Here is a 22812-nt window from a genome sequence, read left to right on the forward strand (position 1 = left end):
GGCTCCCGTCTGGTGGATCAAGCTGCCGCTTACTCCAAAAAATAAAGCAGCGATTATCCGTTATTGGACAATCGCTGCTTCCATAGTTGCGGTGACCTCCGGGCTAATCCGGGCGGTCTCACTCTGGCAGATAATGATTAGAGGTTCAGTAATCCATACAGCAGCTTCGCGGTTTCTGCACGGGTCACTTCACCGCGCGGGTCAAACTGATTATTGCCTTTGCCGCTGATCAGACCCTTGGCCTGCAGTTCACTTACCGCTTCCTTCGCCCACAGGGAGATGCTGCCCGTATCGGCAAATACTGCATTCCCAGCAGCAGATGCCGGTGACTGTGCACTAGCACCGGATTTCATCAGTCTGCTAAGCACCACGGCCGCTTCTTCGCGGGTAATCGTGTCATCCGGACGGAAACGTCCTTCGCTGCCCTCCATAAATCCAAGCTCAGCGGCCTTCTCCACAGACGATGCATAATATGCTCCTTGCGGCACATCAGCGAAGGAACCTACCGCTGGTGCACCCGCCGTGTTGTTCAGGTTCATCGCACGCACCGCCAGTACGGCGAAGTCTGCCCGTGTGACATTCCATGTCGGGGCGTAATGGTTCTCATCGATTCCTGTAATAATATGCTTCGCGGCCAGCTTATTAATGTACTGCTCCGACCAGCTTCCGCTCACATCGCTGAATACCTTGTGGTATTCCATTATTGCATAAGAAGAGAAGTGATCTGTTGTAAAGCTGACAGTATTGTTCTTGAAGATACCGCCCATATACTTCAGGCTGCTTCCATCCAGGTAGTAAACTCCGGCATAATCCTTATCGATCCCGCCAAACTCGCCGGCAGTCAGCATTAAGGTTACTGTTACACTGTTCTTGAACTGATGAACGGCTGTTTCTTTACCACCGGACACCGTTTTGAGTTCAAGCGTAACCCCGGCCTGCGGAGCGCCTAAGCCCGCCGTTCCTTTGCGGTTCTCCTCAATGGTCTGCTGAAGCTGCGGCGTCAGCACTGTATGAATGCTTAGCAGCACTTTATCACTGCCTTCCGGAATATCCGGCAGCGATTCTGCCGGAATGGCTAGCTCGAACCCGGAAGAGACAATCTTCAGCGCCTTCTTGTTCTGAACTGCCTGCTCTACACCCTTCGCATCGAGCGCCAGTTGAATTATCCCCTGGCTAACGCCGGATTCGGTTAACGCGATCCGAATCGTTCCGTCAATGGTTTCCCGGATCAGGGTCTCAAAATCTTTAAGGGATGCGCTGTAATTGCCGTCCTGGCCCATAACCAGCTTAATGCTGCCTTTGTCCGCTCCGGGCACAGCTGCAGGGCTCGGCGTAACCGATGGAGCCGGCGTAGCAGCAGGTCCGGTTGTTCCGACTGGCCACGGATCAGTCCCTTCAGGAGCCGGTGTTGGTGTTGGTGTTGGCGCCACCCCTTCTTTTCCGGTGTAGAATCCCCAGATATCCGATAGCACGCTGCCTGTATTTCCATCCTCCACCTTCGTATACCACTGATAATAGCTATCCTGATTCAGGTTGTTCCAGGGTACCGTTACCTCGCTGCCGCTTGCCACTACTTGCTTCACGGCAATCTTCTGGTCACTGTACACCTTCACTCCAATATAATCTGTTGCCACACGTTTGGTCACCGGCTGAAGATCCAGCGGGAGTGAGAACTCATCCTTACCCGGGAATTCAACTTCATCATAGAAGTTGTAATCATCCAGAAAAGGAGAATAGGTCTTCACATGAAGCTGATTATTCGCAATATCGAACTGAAGCAGACGGATGTACCCCAGTCCCCCTTGTTCAGCCCCTTGATAATCCGCCAGCATCTGATAGACATTGCGGTCAGCCACACCGTCTCCATTATCATCCAGCGGGTCCACCTTAAGCTCCGCATCGTGATAATGACCTGACAATGCCGCGATGACATTCTTGTTCGGTTTTACGACTTTCTCGAAAATAGTGTCGGCAATCGGTGCACGGTTGTTGGATACCAGCATATATTCATGCAGGCATAGTATCGCCTTACGCTCCGGATATCGGGCAACCACTTCATTCATCCATTCAATTTCCTGTTCAGCCAAACCCCAGCCCATATAGACAATGATGAAATCATTGCCGCCCGCTGAGACGAGATCATAATGTCCGCGGTTATTATCGTAGGAGCCTCCGTAAGTCGGCAGGTTCTTAAATCTCCATTCACCAAAATACTCCCAGAATTTCGTATAATCGCCGTTCTGGTGACCCACATCATGGTTGCCGGCAAGCACCCCGTAAGGAATACCCGCGTCCTCCAGCACCCGCATGTCCTTGTCAGCCTCTTCCCACTCATATTCCTGATAGGATTTATCCACCACATCACCGGTATGAATGACATATTTCAGGTTAAGGCTGTCCTTGTTGTCGGCAATCCACTGCACATTCTTCTGATAAATGTACGGATAGCTCTGTGAATAATATTGGGTATCTGACATCCATACAAAGGAAAAGTCATAGGTGTCCTGTGTAACCGTGGATGCAGCCGCTGCGGCAATCTCATCCTGCACCATAACAGCGATTTTATCCCCGTCCCTGTAAACCCCGGCGCTCACTGTCGACTTCAGTTCAAAGTCCGTGGTTCCCGCAATCTGGTGGTCCAGCAGCACCCAGTTCTGTCCGGATGGGCTCCAGGCATACAGACTTACCTTCCGGCCCGGAAGAGAGTTGCCTTTCCACTCTACATCCACACGGTCTGTTGCTTTGACCGATTCATCCAGCTTAATTTCATACCGTTGATACGGGAACTGCTCCACCGCATCATTGACGAGATAATCCCCGTCCGCAGCACTAATTCTTCTATACTCCTCACCGCTTAGCGCCTGCTCACCGGCAGGAACCGGCTGTTTGGGCGGTTCGGTATCAGAGGCATTCTTAAATCCGGTGAACCCTTGCTCCGGATGACTGCCATCATATTTAAATCCTTGATAGAAAGAGACATCCAGCTTGTCTCCGGTCGGGTCTTCCACTTTCACGGTGAGCTTCGGGCTGGTACCTACGCCCTTAGCCCCGTTGATTGGAGCAATTACCTGCGGAGCATACGGATTTTCCTCAGGTACCTTGAAGGTAATCAGCTTCTCGGCCTTGTTCCCCGCCTTATCGGTGGCAGTAATGGACAGATTGTGCACTCCTCCCGCCAGCATGCCTGAGGATGTCGCATAGGGAAGCTCAATCTCCGTATCATCCAGTTTCACACTGACCTGATCCACACCGGCATATTCATCAGTAACATCGGCCTTCAGCTCAATGCTGCCCCGGTAAGTCTGGCCCTCTTCCATATTGGATTGAATAGTTGGCGGCGTATTGTCCACAATGACCTTGGATTTCACCTGCTCCTGGCCATGTGCAAGAATCAGCGTATGTGATCCGTCAGTTGCCTGCGCCGTATTCCAGTCATACGCTTTGGAGCGCAGTTGCTCCGACTGCAGCTCGAAGCGGAAGCCAATCGACGGATTTTTGCCTGTAGAGTCACCCATCTTAATCTCTTTATCCCGCGCACTGTAAGCTGGATCCCATACTTCTGTTCCGTCCGCCAACAGAAGACGGACATTCTTTATCTCGAAATCATCCTTATTCTCTTCCGGACGGGGATCAAATGGAGATGACTTCGAGCCTGCCCTGATATAAATTACGTTATCCGTCCCCGCCTTAAGTGCAGCGGCAGATATCGGGAAGGACAGCGTGGTATAGGAGGTGATGGGATCCATAAATGTATATAGAATACTCTTGTCTCCCAATTCCTCAGGCCCCATGGTAATTCCGTTCTTGAAATAATAATCGACATTCTTGGCATCGAAGACAAAATAAGCATCGTTCTCAAGGGCAGGATAGACCTGAGTGTCATCTGTCTCTTTGCCGTCAATGCTTAGCACCAGTTCATCTGCTTCGGCGCTCGCCGCGGTTCCCTTGACCGTAACGCTGCCATGCAGCAGTGCGTTATCCTTCACATTCAAACGCAGCGGGGACCGGTCCGGTCCGCCCGTTATTTTCACCTTGGCCAACGGTGATTCTGTTTCCTGACTTCCGTCTGAAACGACAAAGTAATATTGAATCTCCGTTCTGCCGATAAGTTCGGCTGAAGATAATTTGAAGTGATACAGGTTGTCGTTATAATCCTGGGCCAGATTGTGGCTGACGAAGTCAGGCTGCTTGTCCGAAGCTACTCTCACCTCTACGGACGTAACTCCTTTGTTGTCATCGGCAAAAGCCTTCAAATCCAGGCTTCCCGACTGATCAATCTCAGAAATATCTGTAAGATCATTCACTTCCGGAGCTTCGGTATCCAGTTCCACATGAACAGGGGTTACGGGAACTTGGGCTAGATCTGCACTGCCAGGTGACGGAACAGCTTCTCCGGAACTGATCTTAAGCATTTTACCTGTACCGTTCACAGGGTATTTGTACTGAAGCGACTTACTCTCCTTTGTCTCGTCCCCTTTGGTTCCGCCGTTATATAGAGTATCGGCATCATAATAAGCAGCTGAAATTTCCTTCTCCGTATTGCTCTTAATTACGATTCCCCGGCGGCCGGAGTTAGACATCCCGTCGCTTTTGATCAAGAACAGATTCGTGCCTTCTACCAGATCCGTATTAAATGCTGTATTGAAATCACTTGCCTTATAGGCCGCATTTGCGCTGTTAATCACCCAGAATACAACCGACTGCTGGGCAGGAATGTTCAAGCTCTCCTGCGTAGACGGCCACTTCACATCCGCAGCATTGCCTTTATCGGGATACCGGTAAAACAGCTTGTAGTTTTTGAAATCGACCGGCTTGTCCGTATTGTTATAAACCTCAATAAACTCGAAAGCATCTGAGGTGGTGCCCGCTGCATTCGAGGAGTTGGGGAGCAGCTCTGTGACGAGCAGCGGCGGCACCAATGCAGAATTGAAATCCGGCTGGTTTACATGCACCGAATAGCTCTCGGTTACATTCTTCACACGAATGCTGTAGATTAGCTCCGGCTCTTCCAGGGCAGCTGCTGGAATAACCGCGGAATAGGCCTCTCCCCCTGCAGATGTCATGGTAATGACGGTCTCCCGCAGCTGCGAAGTCGTACGGTACAGCAGCTCCACGGCCGGTGCAACCTCTACATCCGCATTCTGCAGATGGGTGATTGTTGCATTAATCACCAGATCTGCTGGATCTGTACTGCTCTTAGGGGTATGACTGATTACCGGGGTCATCTCTCCGGGATCATGCTCCGGGATCTGACCAGCCGTTACTGTCCCGGGTGTGGCAGGGATTATGCCTGCCTCTGACATCAGAACCATTTCTGTGCCTCCGGTTACCGGATACTGGTAAACAATCCCGTTGTTCTCCTTGACCTGCTCCTTGGCATAAGAGGCAGAGATAATTAGGGCATCCCCGGCTTTGCTCTTGATCTGCAGGTTGCGAGGTGAGCCATTCGCCATACCTCCGCCTCCATTGATCCGGAATAGGTTAACCCCCTCCTGTAAAGACGCTTCAGGCGAGAAGTTGGCTATGAAATCATTGGCAGTTGCTGCCTGATTAGTGCCGTTCATAATCCAGAATACAATATTCCCGAATGCCGGGATGACGGTATCACCACCGGTAGTCCAGGTGTTCGCGCCGTTGTAATAGAAATAGTAGTCATTGAAATTAACCGATGTATCCGTATTGTTGTAGACCTCTACATATTCATAACTATCCGCACTGCCTACATTCTTGGTATCCGGAACCAGCTCAGTAATGAGCAGCGCCCCCGGCTGTGATGGTGTGGCATATACAGCAGACGTAACTGATTCGTTGCCAGACTGCGCCTCAGGCAGGGTCTCTCCGTCTGTTAGTGTTGCAATCTCTGATGACGTCCGCTGTATCTCTGACGGAATTTCCTGGGCGTAGCTTCCAGGAACCATGATGCCAAGCATAAGACTGCCTGCCATCAAACTGGAGAACAGGCGTTTACCTTTTGCTGTAATTCTCAACTTGTGAACACTCCCCGTATGTGTGTTATGAATTCCTTGCATAAACATGCAAGCTGGTAACCATCCATAAAGTATACGGGGGGTTTGTAATCACTCTGTCAGTACATTGTAATCTTTAGGTAATTTTAAAGTTTCGTTAAGGTTACCATTAGGTTAGTTGTTTATAATGGGTTTACAGCAGAACCTAGCTGCTCTTGAATCTCTGAGCTAATGACAGACATTGAATATGAAAAGAGGATATTAGACATGAACATAAAACATATGAATATTAAGCGGGTAATGATTGTTGGAACGATGATCGTAGCCATGTCGTTTGGAGGAACAGCCTGGGGCAAGCCTGCGTTACATACCATCCCCGTTGCCAAATGGTCCACATCGGATGTGGCCGAGACCGATGAACTGCTGGATGCCCTGAATCTGAGCCAATCCTCCGACGAAGAGCTGTACGACGCCTTGTACGACGGCAAATCCCTGCGCACCATCGCTGAAGAGAATGGCGGTAACATTAATAACGTCATCAATCTGCAAGTCAAACAGCTGACGCAGCAGCTTGAAGCAAGATTGGCGAGCGGTAGCATTACCCGGCAGCAATACACCGCTCAGAAAGCTGAACTAAGAGAGATCGTGACGCAGAGTGTGCTGACTTCGTTCGGTTGAGTAAGAATCACCTGGCAGACGGGAACTGTACTCTAATACTTAGCATAACAGAAACGGTACCGCCCTCAGGGCGGTACCGTTTCTGCGATAAATGATGGTAAATATTGCACGGAACCTTCCGGTCCCGAGGCTTTTCATTATTAGACGGATGATTGTATCAAGCAGAGGTCCGTCCATTTGTACAGCATAACCAGGATTCCGACACTGGATATCCGCCCCACACTGAGCGCGCATTCCCGCCATACCACAAGCTCTGTGCTAATTCTGCCGCCTTGATTGAATTGGCTGACATAATTGTAAGTCAGCGTATTAAAAGGCGTATCAAAAACCGGCCTGCTAACTGCATCCATAATTCCGAAGAGCAGTAATGTGCGAAGAGCAGGTGGACAGATTCAGGCCTAATCCATTTAACCCGTTCACCGACAATAACGTCTTAGCGGGTATGGGTAGCCTCGTGCGGACGTTCACACGGGTGTCCGCGATGCCCCGGACACTCAAACGATCTTCTCTTCCCGCAGCTTACGAAGGTAGACGGGATTTGTCAGGCAAGTAGTGACCGTCATATTCGCCTCCGCCCGGTAACGGCTTGCTTCTGCACGGTAGAACAAGCGGTCCGTTAACACAGGAAATGTATAATCTCCACCGCTCTCCACGTTCCATTCCTGCTCTACGCCGCGGTCAGACCATAGCTGTACGAGGTCTCCTGCCGCACCCGACACTTGTATAACCAATTCATATTCCTGCTGCTGACTGTCCACGATTACCGTGTCACCAACGCCTGCCTCCCCGATGGATAGCTCAATGAAAGTCTCGTTTGTCCCGGAGGACAGGACTACACGCCCGGCCCTGATTCCACGAAGAATCGCCTCCTTCGATTCTGCTTCCGAGCGGACATAAGTCGTAGGCGTTCCATGCGCGACATACGGCTCAATTCTATGCGTGTCACTTCCCCCTACAGCAATAATCTTCCGGCTGGAAGCCAGTTGCTCCTGCCACCAGCGCACGGCAGTCTCGTTAATCGGACGCCAGGGTCCATTCCATACCTCGATAGCATCGTAGGGCAAGTCAAAGCCTAATTCCCACGGACAGTTCGAGCAGAACGGGTGATTTAAAGAAATGAATGCCCCCTTGTCCGCCGCCCGCTGTAATACCCCTCTGGCCTGCTCCGGAGTCAGGATACGGAAGTCGTCCAGTGCGTCAGGATGCCCGAGCAGGTTGCAATGTCCTTTGTAGCTGGTTAATTCCACCCCGGGAATAAGCACAATTTGCTCATCGGCTGCCAGTGTGGCCAAATTCTGCGAAGCATTATTGTGATCGGTGAAGGCCATGAACTCCAGCCCTTTGTCCCTGCAAGACTGAATGGCCTCCCGGGTAGTGTAAGAACCATCACTGTGAACGCTATGCATATGCAAGTCGCCCTTCATCCAGCGGGAATGCTCATGAAAGAGCTTCACATCCATTCTGACCTCACACCCGCCCTCGGGCACACGGTAGGCACCCAGAAGGACCTTCCATTCTCCAGCAGCTATCGGACCGGCCAGGTAGCCGGGGGTCGCTTTGCCGAGTCCGGTGAAGAAGGATTCTCTGGCTCCGCCGCTCCAGCCTACTATCCGTTCCGGTGAACGGAGTCCAATATCAATGACAGCCGCCCCATTCTGACGTTCGTACGTATAGTTCACTTCAATCTTTTCCACAGCCGCCCCGGCTGCAAAGGGGATTTCAATATACGTTTGCTCCTCTTCTTTTACAATCCTTCTGTTCAAGGAAAGCTCTGAGATGATCTGCAAGTGATTTCACCCTTTCTATTCTTTGTTCGCGCCTAACATGAGGCCTTTCATGAAATATCTTTGGATGAAGGGGTATACGGCCAACAGCGGCATAATCGAAATGAGGATTCCGGCCATCCGGACATTGGTGGTAATCAGCAGATTACCGGATGTGGCACTCGCATCTGTGATCATCGACTTGAGGGCGACCTGAAGGGTAATCTTGTGGCTGTCGTTAATAAACAGAACCGGAGCACTCAGCATGTTCCACCGGCTCACAAATTCAAACAAGGTGACCGTAGCGACCCCGGTGATTGCCAGTCGCATATAGATTGTTGTGAAAATACGCAGCATCCCTAAGCCGTCAATCTGCGCAGATTCACACATCTCATATGGAACACTCAGGAAAAAATTGCGCATCAGCAAAATTGAAAAGCCGGAGATCATACCGGATAGGACCAGGGAGCTTAGCGTATTTATAAGATGCAGGTCCTGATTCACCAGATAGAGCGGAATCATAATTGCGTCCTGCGGAATCATCATCGTCAGCAGAATAAATGAAACCATGAATTTCTTGCCGGGCAATTGCGGCTGGATAAGTACAAACCCCGCCATGCTGGACAGCAGCACATGCAGAAGCGTACCGGTGACCGTGACAATTACGCTGTTCATGAACGGACGCCTTAGATCCAGACTGTTCCACACTGTACCGAAGCCTTCTATACTGAATTCTTTGGGAAACAGAATGATCTCAGGCTTCATGGAAGCCATCCCGGAAGAGAAGGCGAGTGCGACTACATTGGCAAAAGGGATAATCATCGTTAACATCAGCAGGATCAGGAAAATCGCGTTCAGAGCATCAAACGTCCTGTTCCCCCATCCCCTTCTCTCCATGCGTTCGATATTCATGATTACACCTCATCAAAACGTGTCATTTTTCTAACCACAGAAGCTAGTACCAGTGTAAATAAAACGACGAAGAAGCTGGCCGCCGCCGCCGGGCCTATACGGATCTCCATAATTCCTTTCTGGAACGTATACATCATGAGCACATCGACCTTGCTTGCAATTGCCGGATTCCGCATCACGAAGATCTGGTCAAATATCCGGAATATCCCCAGTGTATTCAGCAGCAGGATTACCTTCATCGTGTTCATTAACTGCGGCAGCGTCACATAGCGCACCTGCTGCCACCTTGTTGCCCCGTCCATCCGGGCGGCTTCGTATAGAGTAGGGCTAATCCCTGCAATGCCGGCCAGAAACAAAATGCAATTGTAGCCCATATCCTTCCACACGGCCGAACCAATCATTATAATTCTTGCCCAGGCTTCATCCGCCATAAAATTAATCGGCTGGATACCAAATATTTGGACCAGCAGCAAATTCACGAGTCCGCTGTCGGGGGACAGAAGGAAAATAAAAATCCCGCCGATGACCACCCAGGATAACAAATGCGGAACGTACAGCACCAGCTGCGCAGTTCTCTTGAACCAGCTCTTCATGACTTCGTTCAAAGAAAGGGCAATTAGCAGCGGAGCGATGAAACCGGTAATGAGAATCCCGCCGCCTATATATACCGTATTCCATAGTGCATCCCAAAAGGTCGGATCGTGAATCACCTGATTATAATTATCCAGTCCGATGTAAGGACGTTCGCCCATAAGCTTGTAGTCCTGTAAACTGGTCTGCAGGCCTTTCGCTAGCGGGTAATACGAGAATACTGCAAAGTAAACGATCACCGGAAGCATCATGACGTAGAATATCGAGTTTTTCTTGATCAATCTCATGGCTGTTCCGCCTCCTGCCTCATGAAGTCCTATGGCCCGCGGGGAGCGGCAGTAGCATCTTCGCCTGCCGCCCCGAAGCCTTCCTGATATGAATTAATCGATTAAATTTGCCGCCTTCAATTCTTTCTGCATCTGTTCTACCGCGTCTCCCGCCGGCATCTGGCCGGACATTGCTTTAAGCGCGTAATTCGTCACAATCTTCTCAGCATCCGGCCATGTTGGCAGTGAAAGCTCAAGTGTCGCGTACTGCCTGGAGAGCGCCATCGCCTCTTCAACACCAGGCAGAGCAGGGAATTGCGGCTTCACCGTGGAGTTATACCAATAGGGAACACCGTGGTCCATGTTTGCTTCCTTGCCGGTATCCGTCAGTGTGTATTGTCCGTTATCCACGGTATAGTCGTAATCCTCGACGCCCAGGCTTCCGAGTAGGATCCCGTCTTCTGTATTCCAGAATTCAAGGAACTTCTTAGCAGCCTCGGGATGAGGCGCATTGGCCGGAATAATCCAGAAATCCGGGTCTCCCCGGCGCATTAAGATCGTACCATCCGCTGCCTGGAGGCTTGCCATCCCTGCTGCCTGGAAGGTTGTAGCCGCATCTTCCTGCTGCTTCAGGTTATTGAACATTCCTACCCAGGCATCCCAGTACGTGACCATCCCGACACGGTCGGTCAGAAAGAGGTTGCGCATCTTGGCGGTGTCATTCGTAATGAAATTCGGGTCCATAATCCCTTCCTTCACAAGCTTGGCGAACCATTCATACATCGGAATTGCCGCATCGGTTGCATAAGGAATGGTACGTTTACCGTCCTCCATCACATATCTGTATTTCAGCCCGGCCGCGCTCATAATCCCCTGGATATCATAAAGTCCCGAAGTACTGAGTCCATAGGTATCTGCCTTCCCGTTCCCGTCCGGGTCCTCTTCCTTGAAAGCCTTCAGGACAGCATACAGCTCATCAAGTGTTTTAGGCTCCTTCAGGCCCAGCTTGTTCAGCCAGTCCTTACGCACGATAGGCATGGTTGCGCCTTGAAATTTGGAGAACACGCCGTATATTTTACCGTCCGGGCCTTTCAGCTGCTCCCATTCACCGGAGGGAATCACCGCAGGATCCGACAGGATCTTGGAGCCTTGCACGAAGCTTGTCAGATCGGTAACCACACCCTGGTCAATGAACGCATTCAGCTTGGCCAAGTCACTGACCTCGATTAAATCGTATTTCGCACCCGAGCTGAGCGCGGTCAGCACCTTCTGGTCATAGTCGCTGGCGGGCTTGTCCAGTGTCACATCAAGACCTGTCTTATCGCTGATGGCCTGCGCGAATTCCGTATTGCCCTCAGGCGTTTTCCCTCCAACGTTACCGGATAGAATTTCAAGCTTCATGCCCTCTGTTGCTGCCGCCGGAGACGTACTTTCCGAGGATGTCGGTGGTACTGTTGTTGTTGATGGTGAAGATGCGTTGCCGTTGTTGCTTCCGCATGCGGACAATAGAACAGTCCCGGCCAAAACTACTGAGAGTGCTGCATTCTTCTTCATACTCATGATTGATTTCCTCCATGGATTGTAATGGGTGCAGCACAGGAGCTGCGGATGACCATATCGGTTGGCACAATCGTTCTTTTGACGGTCTTCAGGTTCCCTGACATCTGTTCGATCAGCATAGTTGCTGCTTCCCGTCCCAGGCGTTCGGCGTGAAGGCGGACACCCGTGAGCGGCGGTGCGAACTCTGGTGAGAATATGGAATCGTCGCTAAAGGCGAATACAGATAATTGACCGGGGATGCTGATACTGAGCGCTTCCGCCGCTTTGTAAACACCGAGCGCCATGGTGTCTGTATCTGAGATAACTGCTGTAATTGCCTGATTGGCCTGAAGCTCCTCAAGCGTTGTCTTATACCCGAAATCGAGCGAAGAATTGTCCGGATCAGGCTTATATATGATTTTGTAGGATGACTCTGGAAGCCCTGCTTTCTGGATGGCAGCAAGAAAACCGCTGGCCCGGTCAACCGCAACAGTCCGGTCTGCCGGCGCGTTCAGAAATAAGAAATTCCTGTGTCCCAGATCAAGCAGGTAGCGGGTAATCTGCTCAGTCATACTGACGTTGTCATTGTCCACATAAGAAACATGATTCTCGAACTCAGCGGACGGCCTGCCGATCAGCACGATGGGGATATCCCCGGATAGCCGTTCGATAATCCGCTCATCATCACTCTCCGGATTCAGCAGAATCTCCCCGTCGGCCGGGCCTGTGACCATATGCTCCAGCTGGTTCTGATACGTATGGGAGAGCGTATTGACGAGCAGCCGGTAACCCTGTTCATAACAGACACTTAACACTCCATTTAGAAGTGAGAGGTGAAACTGGCTAAACTTGAATTTCTCTCCTTGAATATCAAGGCCTACAATGCGGGTCGACTTGTTCGCCAGGCTTCTGGCCCAATAATTAGGCTTGTAATTAAGTTCTTTGGCTGCCGCCAGTACACGCTCTGTGACTTCCTTGCTGATCGGTCTTTTTTTGCTGAACACACTTGATACGGTTCCCTTAGAAACGCCTGATGCTTTTGCCACATCATCGATGGTAGCCATAGAAGAAAACCTCGCTTATCTCCTGCCCGTGCAGTCGGATTTTTGTAGTTTAATCCCGCATATTATTAAACCGGTTTAATGAATGGACATCCTTCGCCCCCTGTCTCTGGTCTTGCATGGAGCCGGAGTTCCCGGAGTGCTGCACTATGTCTTACAGGCTTTATATTAAAGCGGTTTTGTACGACTAATATTAACGAGAAGTCATTTTTCTGTAATGCAGGGCCTTAAAAAAAGAAGGTGCGAGAAGCCGGTTCATCACCGGATACTTCTCGCACCTTCTTTTTCTTGCCTAAATTAACGCGTCGAAATGGACCTCTGCGTTTAAAAATGAAATCGCCCAACGCTGCTACTTGGTAAATTTCAAGAAATTAGTAATTTCTCAATGTCCCGTCGTAACAATTCCTTCATTATTTCCGCTAATGTAATTTCCTTCCCGGCGTATGGATGGTTTTTGGGTACAAAAAACCAATCATAAGATGACCTGCCTTCTACATCAAAATTGATGAATAACGAAAATATATATTTTTTTCTGATGAAGCGTTATGCTGTGTTGTATGGGTTAGAGAAAGTTTTCACAAGAGTTCAATGTTAAATATAAGGAGAGAAAAGTCATGCGCAAAACTAAAATCGTCTGCACCATCGGTCCATCCAGCGAAAGCCCAGAAATGCTCCGGAAGCTGATCCAAGCTGGTATGAACGTTGCCCGCCTGAACTTCGCCCACGGAGAGCTATACGAGCACGCGGAGCGCATCCGGCGCATCCGGGAAGCAGCCAAAGAGCTGAACCAGTACGTTGCCGTCCTGCTCGACATCAAAGGTCCGGAAATCCGGATCGGTAAAATGGCCTCGGACTACGCGGAGCTGGTACCGGGTGAAACCGTGGTTCTGACCACCGAGGAAGTGCCCGGCACCAAGGACCGCATTCAAGTCACCTACAAGCAGCTGCCCCAAGATGTGAAGCCCGGCAGCATCATCCTGATCGATGACGGTCTGGTCCGTCTGGAGGTCGTACATGCCGAAGGCACCGAGATCACCTGCCTCATCAAAAACGGCGGCAAGCTGAAGCAGCGTAAGGGCGTAAACGTTCCCGGCGTCAAAACCAGCCTCCCCGGCGTAACCGAGAAGGACGTCCGGCACATCAAGTTCGGCATTGAGCACAACATCGACATCATCGCCCAATCCTTCGTCCGCAAAGCCGAAGACATTCTCGAAATCAAACGTATCCTCAGCGAGCACAAGGCCGGCCATATCCAAGTCATTGCCAAGATCGAAAATGACGAGGGCGTGGAGAACCTGGACGCCATCCTGAGCGTAGCTGACGGCCTGATGGTAGCCCGCGGCGACCTGGGCGTAGACCTGCCGGTGGAGGACGTGCCGCTGGTTCAGAAAGATATGATCAGGAAGTGCAACCTGGCAGGTAAACCAGTCATCACCGCCACCCACATGCTGGAGTCCATGCAGATGAACCCGCGTCCGACCCGTGCGGAAGCGGGCGATGTCGCCAACGCTATCTTCGACGGCACTGATTCCGTCATGCTGTCCGGCGAATCCGCCGCAGGCAAGTACCCGCTGGAGTCCGTCGAGACCATGGCCCGTATCGCTGCCCGCGCCGAGTCCGTCCTGGGACGCCACGGCCGCTGTAGCCGCAAGGATGACGAGGCTGCCACCAACGTAACCAGCGTCATCGGCGAAGCCGTTGCCCGTACCGCCCTTGTGCTCTCCGCCAAGGCCATTCTCGCCTTGACCGAAAGCGGCTTTACCGCCCGGATGATCGCCAAGCACAAGCCGGCTGCACCGGTCATCGCCGTATCCACCAAAGAGAGTGTATTGTACGCCCTGTCCTTGACCTGGGGTGTAACTCCGCTGCTCCGCAGCGTGTCCGCTTCCAGCACTGATGCAGCCATAGCAGCCGCCGTTGTACTGGCCAAGTCGGCTGGTTACGTGCAAGATGGCGACCTGGTAGTCATCACCGCCGGTGTCCCTGCAGGCTGCACCGGAACCACCAACCTGCTGCGGGTTCACCAAGTAGGCGAATCGCTCTAAAAACCAAAACATCCTTGGCAGGAGCCTATCTCACCTGCTACGGATGTTTTGGTTTTCCCTGCGTCCCTGTTCGAGCCGTTGATGATGAAGCTCGCGCTGCCGAATGCAGAGGAATTTCAGCTGCAGTTTATCCATCGGGATGATATCGTTGTTCCAGCACCCGGGGAATGTTCTCATTCAGCCTGACGGCGCAATCGATGCCCTTACCCGTTTGAGATTTAAGAAGGAGTGTAGATTTAGCAGGTATTCGCAAGGAACGTAGAAGATTGAAAAAGCCGAAGTCTATTGGTCGAAGCGTAACCCTAATGAATCAACATGACAAGAATGTCACTTTAGATTGTATTAACTCGATGGCTGGACAGCAAAATAGTCGATATAGCATGGAGGTGAAGGAGGCCGTAATCATGGCGAAAATGATTCAAACAAAGAACTTATCGAAAGTATGGAAAACACAGGTCGTGAACTACACACTACCTAAGAGGTGGGTGCTTCTTGGTCAATAGAGCTACTGCTCCAAGTTTACCCAAGCTTATAGGCTAGTTCCTAACCCGCTAAGGGCCATTTACATTAATGTTCACTACATATAGTTTAGCACGAGTACTTCTCATTTACGCCCGGAAATACTGCTTCACAGTCCCTTTACCAGCTCCAGCCAACACCTCCGCAAACGCCCCGTTCACCAGCGTAATCTGCGGCGGCAGATGGCCGCAATCGATATCATACACAACCGGCAGCCCCAGCTCGCTGGCAAGCTCCTGGTAGACATCTTCTACGGTGTAATTCTCCATAGGGCGACCCGCTGCACTACGGCCGAACATCAGACCCGAGCAATTCTCGAACCAGCCGGCCAGCTTCATCTGCAGCAGGGACCTGCGCAGATCCGTTACCGACAGCTCACAGTTCTCCAGATACCACAGGATAGGCTCATTCTGGATGTAATGCTGCTGGAAATGCCGCACCTCCCCATACGGCGTGCCGATGAGATGCCGGATTACATCAATGCAGCCGCCGAGCAGACGGCCCTGCATAGTTACGTTCTGATTACCTACAGTCTTCCAATTGGTGACTTCCGTAAGGTTGAACACATGGGGTGAAGGCTCCGCGCCTCCCCATTCCAGCTGGTACTGCTGCGAGGAATGCTGAAGTACCGATTGCCCGCTTGCTGTAGACAGCACGGATTCCCACATGGCCGTCACCGGGTCGGTCTCTTCGCCACGCAGGTCAACAAAATTTGTACCGTGGGCAGTGGCGATCCCCGTCTTAAGAGTAACTGCCAGCAGCAGCACACTAATATCAGAGTAGCCGAGAATCCATTTGACCTTCATGTGATCGAAATCTACCTGCTCCAGAATCTCGATCAGCAGCTCCCCGCCCCAAGGCGGGATCACGAGCCCGATGCTGTCATCGGCCATCATGGCATTGAATTCAGCCGCACGCACGCTTGCCGGTGCAGACTTGGCCTTATCCTGCGTCCACGCCGTTGCTCCGCATACCACGCCATAACCCTGCTCCTGCAACCGGCTGCAGGCTAGCTCGAGCAGTTCACGCAGTTCCTCCCCTACTCCTGATGAGGGTGCTGTTACACCTATAACTGCTCTTGGCTCTAATACCGGATATTTGATCATCTTGCGCCTCCTCCTTCTTCCTAATAAAAAAGGGATACCCAAACCATGAGCAGTTTGAATATCACCTATTTGGATTATTACCTATATGTTTGTGTATGTCATTTATCTATTGGATCGTTATAGATCGTGCATTTATCGTTGTTCCACCTTGTATCCTTGCCAATCAGGTACCCGGCTTATCACGGCTAATCTCCAGAATATCCAGGAAAAAGACGAAGATCGGAATACCGAGAATCAGTCCCCATACGCCAATATAATGCTCTGAGAATAACAGCACGATGAAGGTGTAGAACATCGGAAGGTTCATTTTGGAGGACATCAGCTTAGGGTTGAGGAAGTAGCCTTCCATGACATGCAGCACGGCAATCATCGCCAGTATGTAGATCGTCATCACCAGTCCACCGGTATTGTAGCCGATGATGCACAGCGGAATAAGCGAAATGACAAAGCCGACCACTGGAATCAGACTGAGCATGAAGATCATAATAGCGAGCGCAAAGAGATACGGGAAGGGTTCGAAAAAGAAGCCCAGGATCCATAATCCGACAACCGTGAACAAAGTATTGAACAGCGCAATCAGGATCTGTGCTTCAATGACTTTACCGAAGGAGGCTATGAATTTCTTGCCGAAATACTCCAGTTCCACATAGAACCAGGAAATCTTGCTCTCTCTCAGACGGGAGGTGAAGTTGACAATTCTGTTTTTCTCCAGGATGAAGACAAGGCTCAGAATCGTTGACAGGACGAACGTAGTTCCCCAGTCACTGATTTTGAACACGTATTCAATGCCTTGATTCAAATAGCTCTGGTAGTTCAATTCCTTAACCATGCTGAATAAATACTGCATAATCTCGTTCTGTGGGATGTCGTCAGAGGTTAGTGTTCCGAGAAACGCGGTTAATTGCTTAATCTGCGAGAAGACCTTGGGCAGATATTTGACAAGGGCCAATACGATCATAGTGATGAGCGCTAAGTACAAAATAATAATAATTACCTTGCTGTTCACCTTGACATATTTGCCGATTCTTTTGCTCAAAAGCACCTGAAAGCTGTTCATTACATAAGCAATCAGGAACGTCAGCAGCACCAGATTCAGCATGTCTCTAATACTGTACAGCAGCAGTCCAATCAGTGCCAGAATTAAAAAGCGGCGGACTGTTAAATTTGCAAAGTAACGCTTGAATACATCCATTGTTTCCTTGTTCCTCTCCATTCGCAGGCGATTAGGACCTTTAGTTATAGTGTACCGTAACGAAAACAATTATAGCAACTTCGGCAGAGTCAAAAATACGCGAAAAAACAAACTTTATGTCATCTTGTCAGAACATCGGCTGCTGTATGCTATAATGTGTGCGATCTCGTGAAGGTTAAAGCAATTTAATTCCAAATTAATGGAGGCTGTATCCCTTATGGGCAAAATCATCTGCATCACCGGAGCATCATCCGGCATCGGCCTGGCGTCCGCGCTGAAGTTTGCACAGGAAGGCTGGACGGTCTACGCCGGCACCCGCCATCTGGAGCGCGATCAGGAATTGTACCGCAATGTGGACAATCTGCAGTTCGTAGAACTGGAGGTTACACAGCCGGACAGTATTCAGCGGGTTATCGACCAGATTGACCAGGAGCGCGGTACGCTGGATGTACTGTTCTGCAATGCCGGGTTCGGCTATCTCCGGGCGCTTGGACAAGCTCCATTCACTGATATCGAGCGCATATTCGACACTAATGTGTACGGGGTTATGCATACGATCCGGGCTGCACTGCCCCTGCTGCGCAAGACCGGCTACGGCCATATTGTGGCTACGTCCAGTGTCGGCGGGCTCATTGGACAACCGATGAACGAAATCTACTGCGCCAGCAAATTCGCGGTGGAGGGACTGCTGGAGAGTCTGGCTACCTATTACAAGCCGCAATTCAATATCGACATTACCCTGCTTGAGCCGGGTGCCATCGCTACAGAATTCAATAAGACTGTCCTTGGGCATGTAGCGGACACCGGCGGCATCCTCGAAGATGAGTACAAGCCGATTCTCGATGCCTACACAGGGACGTTCCTGAAACGGAATGTAGAACCGCAGACTTCAGAGTCCGTAGCAGACGTCATGTGGGATCTGGTTCAGCTGGAGACCAAGCCGCTGCGCCTGCGCACCTCCGAACGGGCCGAAGAATTCGTCTCCCGTAAGGTCAGTACAGACCCTACAGGACTTGATGGTGTTCTTCATATTCGCAAAATCCAGCTGGATATGTAACTGCAGCGTCAGTCTTCCGCTTTCCCGGCCAGCTCCTTCGCGATCAGCGCCTGATTGCTGCGGTGGAAGTTGGACATATTGCGCGGGAACGCACAGCCTTCGATCAGAGCATCAACCGTTTCCTGGATGCCTGAAGCTACAGCCGTACGCATGTTGTGGATATACTTCAGGCTCTCTTCCCTGCGCCGCTCCAGTTCTACGCTGCTGTCCGTTGCCTCCCCATGTCCGGGGACCAGCAGCGTGAACGGGTGCCGCGCCAATATCTGCTCCAGCTTGCCGAGCGTTGCTTCGTAAGCCAGACTGCTGTCGTAGATATAGGGAAACTCCACGTCAGACAAGTAGTCTCCGGCAATGAACAGCCCGGCAGACTCCACTATAGTAAATAGCCCATCATCCGTATGGCCCGGCGCAGCATATCCCGTCAGCTTCAAATCCCCGAATACCAGCGTCTGACCTTCCTCTTCCATCACATGATCCACCTGCGGATACGTGATTTCATAGTCTCTCCTGAGATAATAACTATCGTCAAATGCCCGGATCTGTTCAAGAATATCTTCGCGTTCCCCGGCGCTTTTGTCCGCGAATGCCCTGCTTGCAATGACTTCAGCCCCTCTGAAGGCCCCATATCCGATAATATGATCGAAATCAGAATGGGTGAATAACAGGAGCAGCCTTCTCGCGCCAAGAATGTTGTCTACATACCGCCGGATTTCCTCCACCTCACGGGGCAGCCAGCAGGGATCGGTTACCAGCACACAATTCTCCGTCTCCATAACAAGTGAATTCGTCATGTACAGATCACTTTGGAACAGAGTGACAGGGCCACGCTTCCATCTAAACATCCAATACCTCCCAAGAGTCGATACACCCGCTTTATAGTTTACGATTCTTATCCTACGACTATTCTACATCTAGTGTTTCGGTTGAAAAAGGTCGTTGTTACTCAACAAACGAAATCGGGAGTACACGGTTTTCCAAGGACCAAACCGTTCAGGCAAATCACGCCAAGGCGCACCTGTTTTGACTTTCCAAAGCATTCCATTAAGCATCATCCGGTTGGGTTTCGACGGTCTGCCTTCGCCTCTATTTTCGGGTGGCAATAGTTCTTTAACCCGTTCCCAGTCCTGGTCGTTAATTTCGTAGCGTCTTAGCATCTGTATAATGCTTTTATATTAAATAAAATCTTTTCAGATCTTCATCTTTTCTCTTTCTGGTAGAATATCAGCCATATGCAACTCTCGTCCTACTTGGTGTCTAGAAAAGTAGATGTATCCACCTTCTTTAGTACGCTTCGCATATCAATATTATGAAAGCCTTGTATTTCTTCACAATATATTTATTTACATTTTCCAGAAACTGGAGTAGTGTACATCTGTACTTAAAATTCCATTTTCTAGGAGTCAATTAATTTGAAAGTGAAATCGATTTTTTTACCATTACTGTGTGGAGTGTTTTTTCTAACTAGTGCTACGGCTTCAATGGCCGCACCTGGTAACAATTCAGAAGGAGGTGTAGCGGCGAATAATGCTCCCTATGTAACTACAAGCACCACTGAGCTAAGGACTATTGAAGGTGAACTAATTGGCACTCAAACTGAAACAATTCAGGTTAAATCAATTCCTACATCTGACGGTGTTTCTGGTGAGGTTACGGATATCAAAACATATGTATTACAGCCAGGAATGGAATCGTATAGTAAAATTTATACATATAATACAAATGTAGATGTGATCACAACGAAAAATGATGGTTCCGTATATCTAAATAATGTTAAAGTTGAAGATACGCAAATCCAAACAAGACCTGGAATTCAAACACGTGAAGCGGGTGGTGATAAGGGGTCCTGTTATTATGATAACTATTCTTCTACTGCTGGCGGTACGTTTTATGCAGCATCTTACCAACATTATGACTACGGTCCAACTGGGAACAACGTAAGTAAATACTTTTCACAGTCTAATTCACATGCTTCAGATTACAAAATGTATGTTAATTCTTTTTCTGGATCTCTAAGTTCGTTGAAGGCTTTTCAATTTGCAGCTCAAGCGGCTGGAATTTCTGTTGTTATTTCTTTAGCTGCGATTCCAGCACTTATTGTATCTGCTCCAGCTTTTGCTGCCACAATATGGGGGGTTTATAATTCAAATAGGGATTGTGACTCTGCCATAAATAATGCTTATCAAACATTATCAGCTATGTGATTTAGAACCAGCGAAGTGACAATGAGGGCTGTTCGTCAATTAGGTTCCTCCCTCATTGCATTCTCCAATTGCTCTGACGGTTCCTGAATGATAGTACCGGAACCATACAAGCTTGGTGATAAACTAACCTAGTTTAATTACAAAGCAGAAGGGAATTCTCGGTGGAACAAACGGTTTTCTATGTTACTATTTTATGTTTAAATTCTGTTGGTTTGATCTATGTTATTTATAATTGGATTAAATATAGATTTACCAAAAAGAAAGATATAAACTCTTTCATGCTTTTTTTAATGAATTTTTTCACTCCTATGATTCCATGGGTTGTAAAATTTGAAGATCTAAATATGAATCTTTTGCTCCTATTTATATTTTTAAATTTTTCTTTTTTCTTAATAAACTTCAAGATAACCAAAAATTAGAACAAACATAATCGATATTTCGATTCAGTTTTATACGAAGAAATGAAACTTAACTAGTGCCCCTTCCGAGAACATAGTTGGAAAAACGGGTAATTATACGTAAATCCAACTCTCTCGAGGTGAGCGGCATGACTATTTTTGTTCGTGACTTAACTCAGGAAGAAGGCAACCGCCTTCTGCGGAGTTTTCCAAGGACCAAACGTTCAGGCAAATCACGCCAAGGCGCACCTGTTTTGACTTTCCAAAGCATTCCATTAAGCATCATCCGGTTGGATTTCGACGGTCTGCCTTCGCCTCTATTTTCAGGTGGCAATAGTTCTTTAACCCGTTCCCAGTCCTGGTCTTTGATTTCGTGGCGTCTTAGCATCTTTTACAAGCTCCTCGTGATTTCGTCCTTGTAAAATTATGCTATGTTACGCTTTTAAGGCAATAGCTAGATTTAAGACACGCCCAAGAGAACTTATTGCAATACATTGCCCAATATAATAATTCAGAAGCGAACAAAGGACAGTGTTTACATGGAAGATGTATCTAATGTAGAAAAATTGGAATCAATAAGATCTTTGCAATCTACAATCAAAAAACTCGAGAACGCCTTGTCCCAGATGACTCAAAATGCCGTAAATACTACCCTAGTAAAGAAACGACTCAATGCTGTTTACATCGGCTTAGCTATCCTAGAAAACGTCTGGAATCAAAAACCTCATCAATACACACATGAAGATTTAGCAGAAGCCCGCAAAGTTATTATTGGTTTAACCCCATCAGTTGAGAACAGTTATGCTAAGTCAAAGACTGGTAGTCCACAAAGAACGCTTTTAGAAAGAAGACTTAAAGCTTTGAAACTAGTTGTTCAAGCGATTGGCGAACTTTGAAATCAATATTCCCCGTTTCCCGATCAACAGCGACAGACCAGTATCTTTTATGAAATGCCCCAGAGTTTCTGTATTCATCATGCAAAAAGCCCTCCGGCAAAGCCGAAGGGCTAATTCTTAACATACACCTAATTATGCAGCTTGTTTCTGCTGCTCAGCTCTGCTGTTACCGCTGGATCGGCTCGATCCGGTAAGTGGCGTTGCCGCCATCTGCTGCTGTTCCGCCGCCGGTAATCTGCCAGCCGAAGGATAATACTTCCTCCAGCCGTTGCTTCTGTGATTCCGACAACACCGCTTCGACTGCTTCGCGGCCTTCCTCCAGCTCCAGCTTCGGCTCGGTGCGAAGCGCAACGGCAATCCAGCTGCGGATGCCGCGGATCGTGTTGTATTTGATCTGGTAGCCTTCGGTCACGGCCTGGCGGAACAGCTCCGGCTGTTCACCAGCGAGCGTGGACAGCTGCCCGTAATCGAACTCGTATTCACTCTCGTCGGCAGGCAGATCGCCTTCGGCAACCCGCCGCAGCAGTTCTTCATCGGACCAGCCCAGAGAGCGCAGCGATTCCACCAGCAGGGCATCCCATTGCGATAACTTTACCTTGTTCTTCGTTTCTGTCATTCTAGA

General features: G+C 49.5%; 17 protein-coding genes. 5 read left to right on the top strand and 12 right to left on the bottom strand.

Going from position 1 to position 22812, the window contains the following annotated elements:
- Positions 1–137 precede the first annotated feature (137 nt).
- Entirely contained in the window at positions 138–5987 is a 5850-nt protein-coding gene (locus MKZ24_RS02945) for an S-layer homology domain-containing protein (protein WP_340781258.1), read from the bottom strand.
- 246 nt (positions 5988–6233) lie between these two features.
- On the opposite strand from MKZ24_RS02945, the gene MKZ24_RS02950 reads away from it, so the two are divergent.
- Positions 6234–6644 carry a hypothetical protein gene (locus tag MKZ24_RS02950; RefSeq protein WP_231637759.1) on the top strand — a complete coding sequence of 137 codons (411 nt, stop codon included), beginning with the start codon at positions 6234–6236 and terminating at the stop codon, positions 6642–6644.
- A 494-nt stretch (positions 6645–7138) separates the two neighbouring features.
- Here the strand turns inward: MKZ24_RS02950 and MKZ24_RS02955 are convergent, their stop codons facing one another.
- From MKZ24_RS02955 to MKZ24_RS02975, 5 genes are all read right to left on the bottom strand, one after another.
- A complete protein-coding gene (locus MKZ24_RS02955) occupies positions 7139–8431 on the bottom strand; it encodes a CehA/McbA family metallohydrolase (RefSeq protein ID WP_042231863.1) in 1293 nt (430 codons plus the stop codon).
- 15 nt (positions 8432–8446) lie between these two features.
- Positions 8447–9319, bottom strand: coding sequence for a carbohydrate ABC transporter permease (locus MKZ24_RS02960; RefSeq protein WP_231637758.1), 873 nt, complete (start codon positions 9317–9319; stop codon positions 8447–8449).
- A gap of 2 nt (positions 9320–9321) precedes the next feature.
- A complete protein-coding gene (locus MKZ24_RS02965; RefSeq protein ID WP_042231861.1) occupies positions 9322–10197 on the bottom strand; it encodes an ABC transporter permease subunit in 876 nt (291 codons plus the stop codon).
- Between the two features lie 93 nt (positions 10198–10290).
- Positions 10291–11736, bottom strand: coding sequence for an extracellular solute-binding protein (locus MKZ24_RS02970; RefSeq protein ID WP_042231859.1), 1446 nt, complete (start codon positions 11734–11736; stop codon positions 10291–10293).
- On the bottom strand, positions 11733–12779 hold the full coding sequence (locus tag MKZ24_RS02975) for a LacI family DNA-binding transcriptional regulator (RefSeq protein WP_340781260.1): 1047 nt from the start codon (positions 12777–12779) through the stop codon (positions 11733–11735). Before MKZ24_RS02975 ends, MKZ24_RS02970 begins: the two co-directional genes overlap by 4 nt.
- 611 nt (positions 12780–13390) lie before the next feature.
- On the opposite strand from MKZ24_RS02975, the gene pyk reads away from it, so the two are divergent.
- Positions 13391–14821, top strand: a complete 1431-nt coding sequence (gene pyk, locus MKZ24_RS02980) for a pyruvate kinase (RefSeq protein ID WP_042231856.1) — start codon at positions 13391–13393, stop codon at positions 14819–14821.
- Between the two features lie 608 nt (positions 14822–15429).
- Here the strand turns inward: pyk and MKZ24_RS02985 are convergent.
- A complete protein-coding gene (locus MKZ24_RS02985) occupies positions 15430–16446 on the bottom strand; it encodes a S66 family peptidase (protein WP_042231851.1) in 1017 nt (338 codons plus the stop codon).
- Between the two features lie 163 nt (positions 16447–16609).
- Positions 16610–17638, bottom strand: coding sequence for an AI-2E family transporter (locus MKZ24_RS02990; protein ID WP_042231849.1), 1029 nt, complete (start codon positions 17636–17638; stop codon positions 16610–16612).
- Between the two features lie 217 nt (positions 17639–17855).
- On the opposite strand from MKZ24_RS02990, the gene MKZ24_RS02995 reads away from it, so the two are divergent.
- Positions 17856–18695 carry an SDR family oxidoreductase gene (locus MKZ24_RS02995; protein ID WP_042231847.1) on the top strand — a complete coding sequence of 280 codons (840 nt, stop codon included), beginning with the start codon at positions 17856–17858 and terminating at the stop codon, positions 18693–18695.
- A gap of 8 nt (positions 18696–18703) precedes the next feature.
- Here the strand turns inward: MKZ24_RS02995 and MKZ24_RS03000 are convergent, their stop codons facing one another.
- Together MKZ24_RS03000 and MKZ24_RS33045 are read right to left on the bottom strand one after the other, a co-directional pair.
- Positions 18704–19537 (bottom strand): MBL fold metallo-hydrolase, encoded by an 834-nt coding sequence (locus MKZ24_RS03000; RefSeq protein WP_042231845.1) that lies wholly within the window; start codon positions 19535–19537, stop codon positions 18704–18706.
- Between the two features lie 69 nt (positions 19538–19606).
- Complete coding sequence (locus MKZ24_RS33045) at positions 19607–19849, bottom strand: transposase (RefSeq protein WP_081956340.1); 243 nt, start codon at positions 19847–19849, stop codon at positions 19607–19609.
- Between the two features lie 255 nt (positions 19850–20104).
- On the opposite strand from MKZ24_RS33045, the gene MKZ24_RS03005 reads away from it, so the two are divergent.
- Positions 20105–20896 carry a hypothetical protein gene (locus MKZ24_RS03005; RefSeq protein WP_042231843.1) on the top strand — a complete coding sequence of 264 codons (792 nt, stop codon included), beginning with the start codon at positions 20105–20107 and terminating at the stop codon, positions 20894–20896.
- Positions 20897–21469: 573 nt separating this feature from the next.
- On the opposite strand, the gene MKZ24_RS33050 is transcribed toward MKZ24_RS03005, so the two are convergent.
- Positions 21470–21682, bottom strand: coding sequence for a transposase (locus tag MKZ24_RS33050; RefSeq protein WP_081956339.1), 213 nt, complete (start codon positions 21680–21682; stop codon positions 21470–21472).
- A 151-nt stretch (positions 21683–21833) separates the two neighbouring features.
- Between MKZ24_RS33050 and MKZ24_RS03010 the strand changes: the two genes are divergently transcribed.
- A complete protein-coding gene (locus MKZ24_RS03010) occupies positions 21834–22190 on the top strand; it encodes a hypothetical protein (protein WP_042241342.1) in 357 nt (118 codons plus the stop codon).
- 166 nt (positions 22191–22356) lie between these two features.
- Here the strand turns inward: MKZ24_RS03010 and MKZ24_RS03015 are convergent, their stop codons facing one another.
- Complete coding sequence (locus MKZ24_RS03015; protein WP_042231839.1) at positions 22357–22806, bottom strand: hypothetical protein; 450 nt, start codon at positions 22804–22806, stop codon at positions 22357–22359.
- Positions 22807–22812: the final 6 nt, after the last annotated feature.

The sequence above is a fragment of the Paenibacillus sp. FSL R7-0297 genome (assembly GCF_038009025.1).
Lineage (GTDB): Bacteria > Bacillota > Bacilli > Paenibacillales > Paenibacillaceae > Paenibacillus_AQ.

Bases quoted from the DNA above. Each gene is read 5' to 3' on its own strand.
- pyk (WP_042231856.1), top strand. From the start codon at position 13,391: ATGCGCAAAACTAAAATCGTCTGCACCATCGGTCCATCCAGCGAAAGC.
- MKZ24_RS03015 (WP_042231839.1), bottom strand. From the start codon at position 22,806: ATGACAGAAACGAAGAACAAGGTAAAGTTATCGCAATGGGATGCCCTG.
- MKZ24_RS02995 (WP_042231847.1), top strand. From the start codon at position 17,856: ATGGGCAAAATCATCTGCATCACCGGAGCATCATCCGGCATCGGCCTG.
- MKZ24_RS02990 (WP_042231849.1), bottom strand. From the start codon at position 17,638: ATGGATGTATTCAAGCGTTACTTTGCAAATTTAACAGTCCGCCGCTTT.
- MKZ24_RS02975 (WP_340781260.1), bottom strand. From the start codon at position 12,779: ATGGCTACCATCGATGATGTGGCAAAAGCATCAGGCGTTTCTAAGGGA.
- MKZ24_RS33045 (WP_081956340.1), bottom strand. From the start codon at position 19,849: ATGCTAAGACGCTACGAAATTAACGACCAGGACTGGGAACGGGTTAAA.
- MKZ24_RS03010 (WP_042241342.1), top strand. From the start codon at position 21,834: ATGGAAGATGTATCTAATGTAGAAAAATTGGAATCAATAAGATCTTTG.
- MKZ24_RS03000 (WP_042231845.1), bottom strand. From the start codon at position 19,537: ATGTTTAGATGGAAGCGTGGCCCTGTCACTCTGTTCCAAAGTGATCTG.
- MKZ24_RS33050 (WP_081956339.1), bottom strand. From the start codon at position 21,682: ATGCTAAGACGCCACGAAATCAAAGACCAGGACTGGGAACGGGTTAAA.
- MKZ24_RS02965 (WP_042231861.1), bottom strand. From the start codon at position 10,197: ATGAGATTGATCAAGAAAAACTCGATATTCTACGTCATGATGCTTCCG.
- MKZ24_RS02960 (WP_231637758.1), bottom strand. From the start codon at position 9,319: ATGAATATCGAACGCATGGAGAGAAGGGGATGGGGGAACAGGACGTTT.
- MKZ24_RS02950 (WP_231637759.1), top strand. From the start codon at position 6,234: ATGAACATAAAACATATGAATATTAAGCGGGTAATGATTGTTGGAACG.
- MKZ24_RS02970 (WP_042231859.1), bottom strand. From the start codon at position 11,736: ATGAGTATGAAGAAGAATGCAGCACTCTCAGTAGTTTTGGCCGGGACT.
- MKZ24_RS02985 (WP_042231851.1), bottom strand. From the start codon at position 16,446: ATGATCAAATATCCGGTATTAGAGCCAAGAGCAGTTATAGGTGTAACA.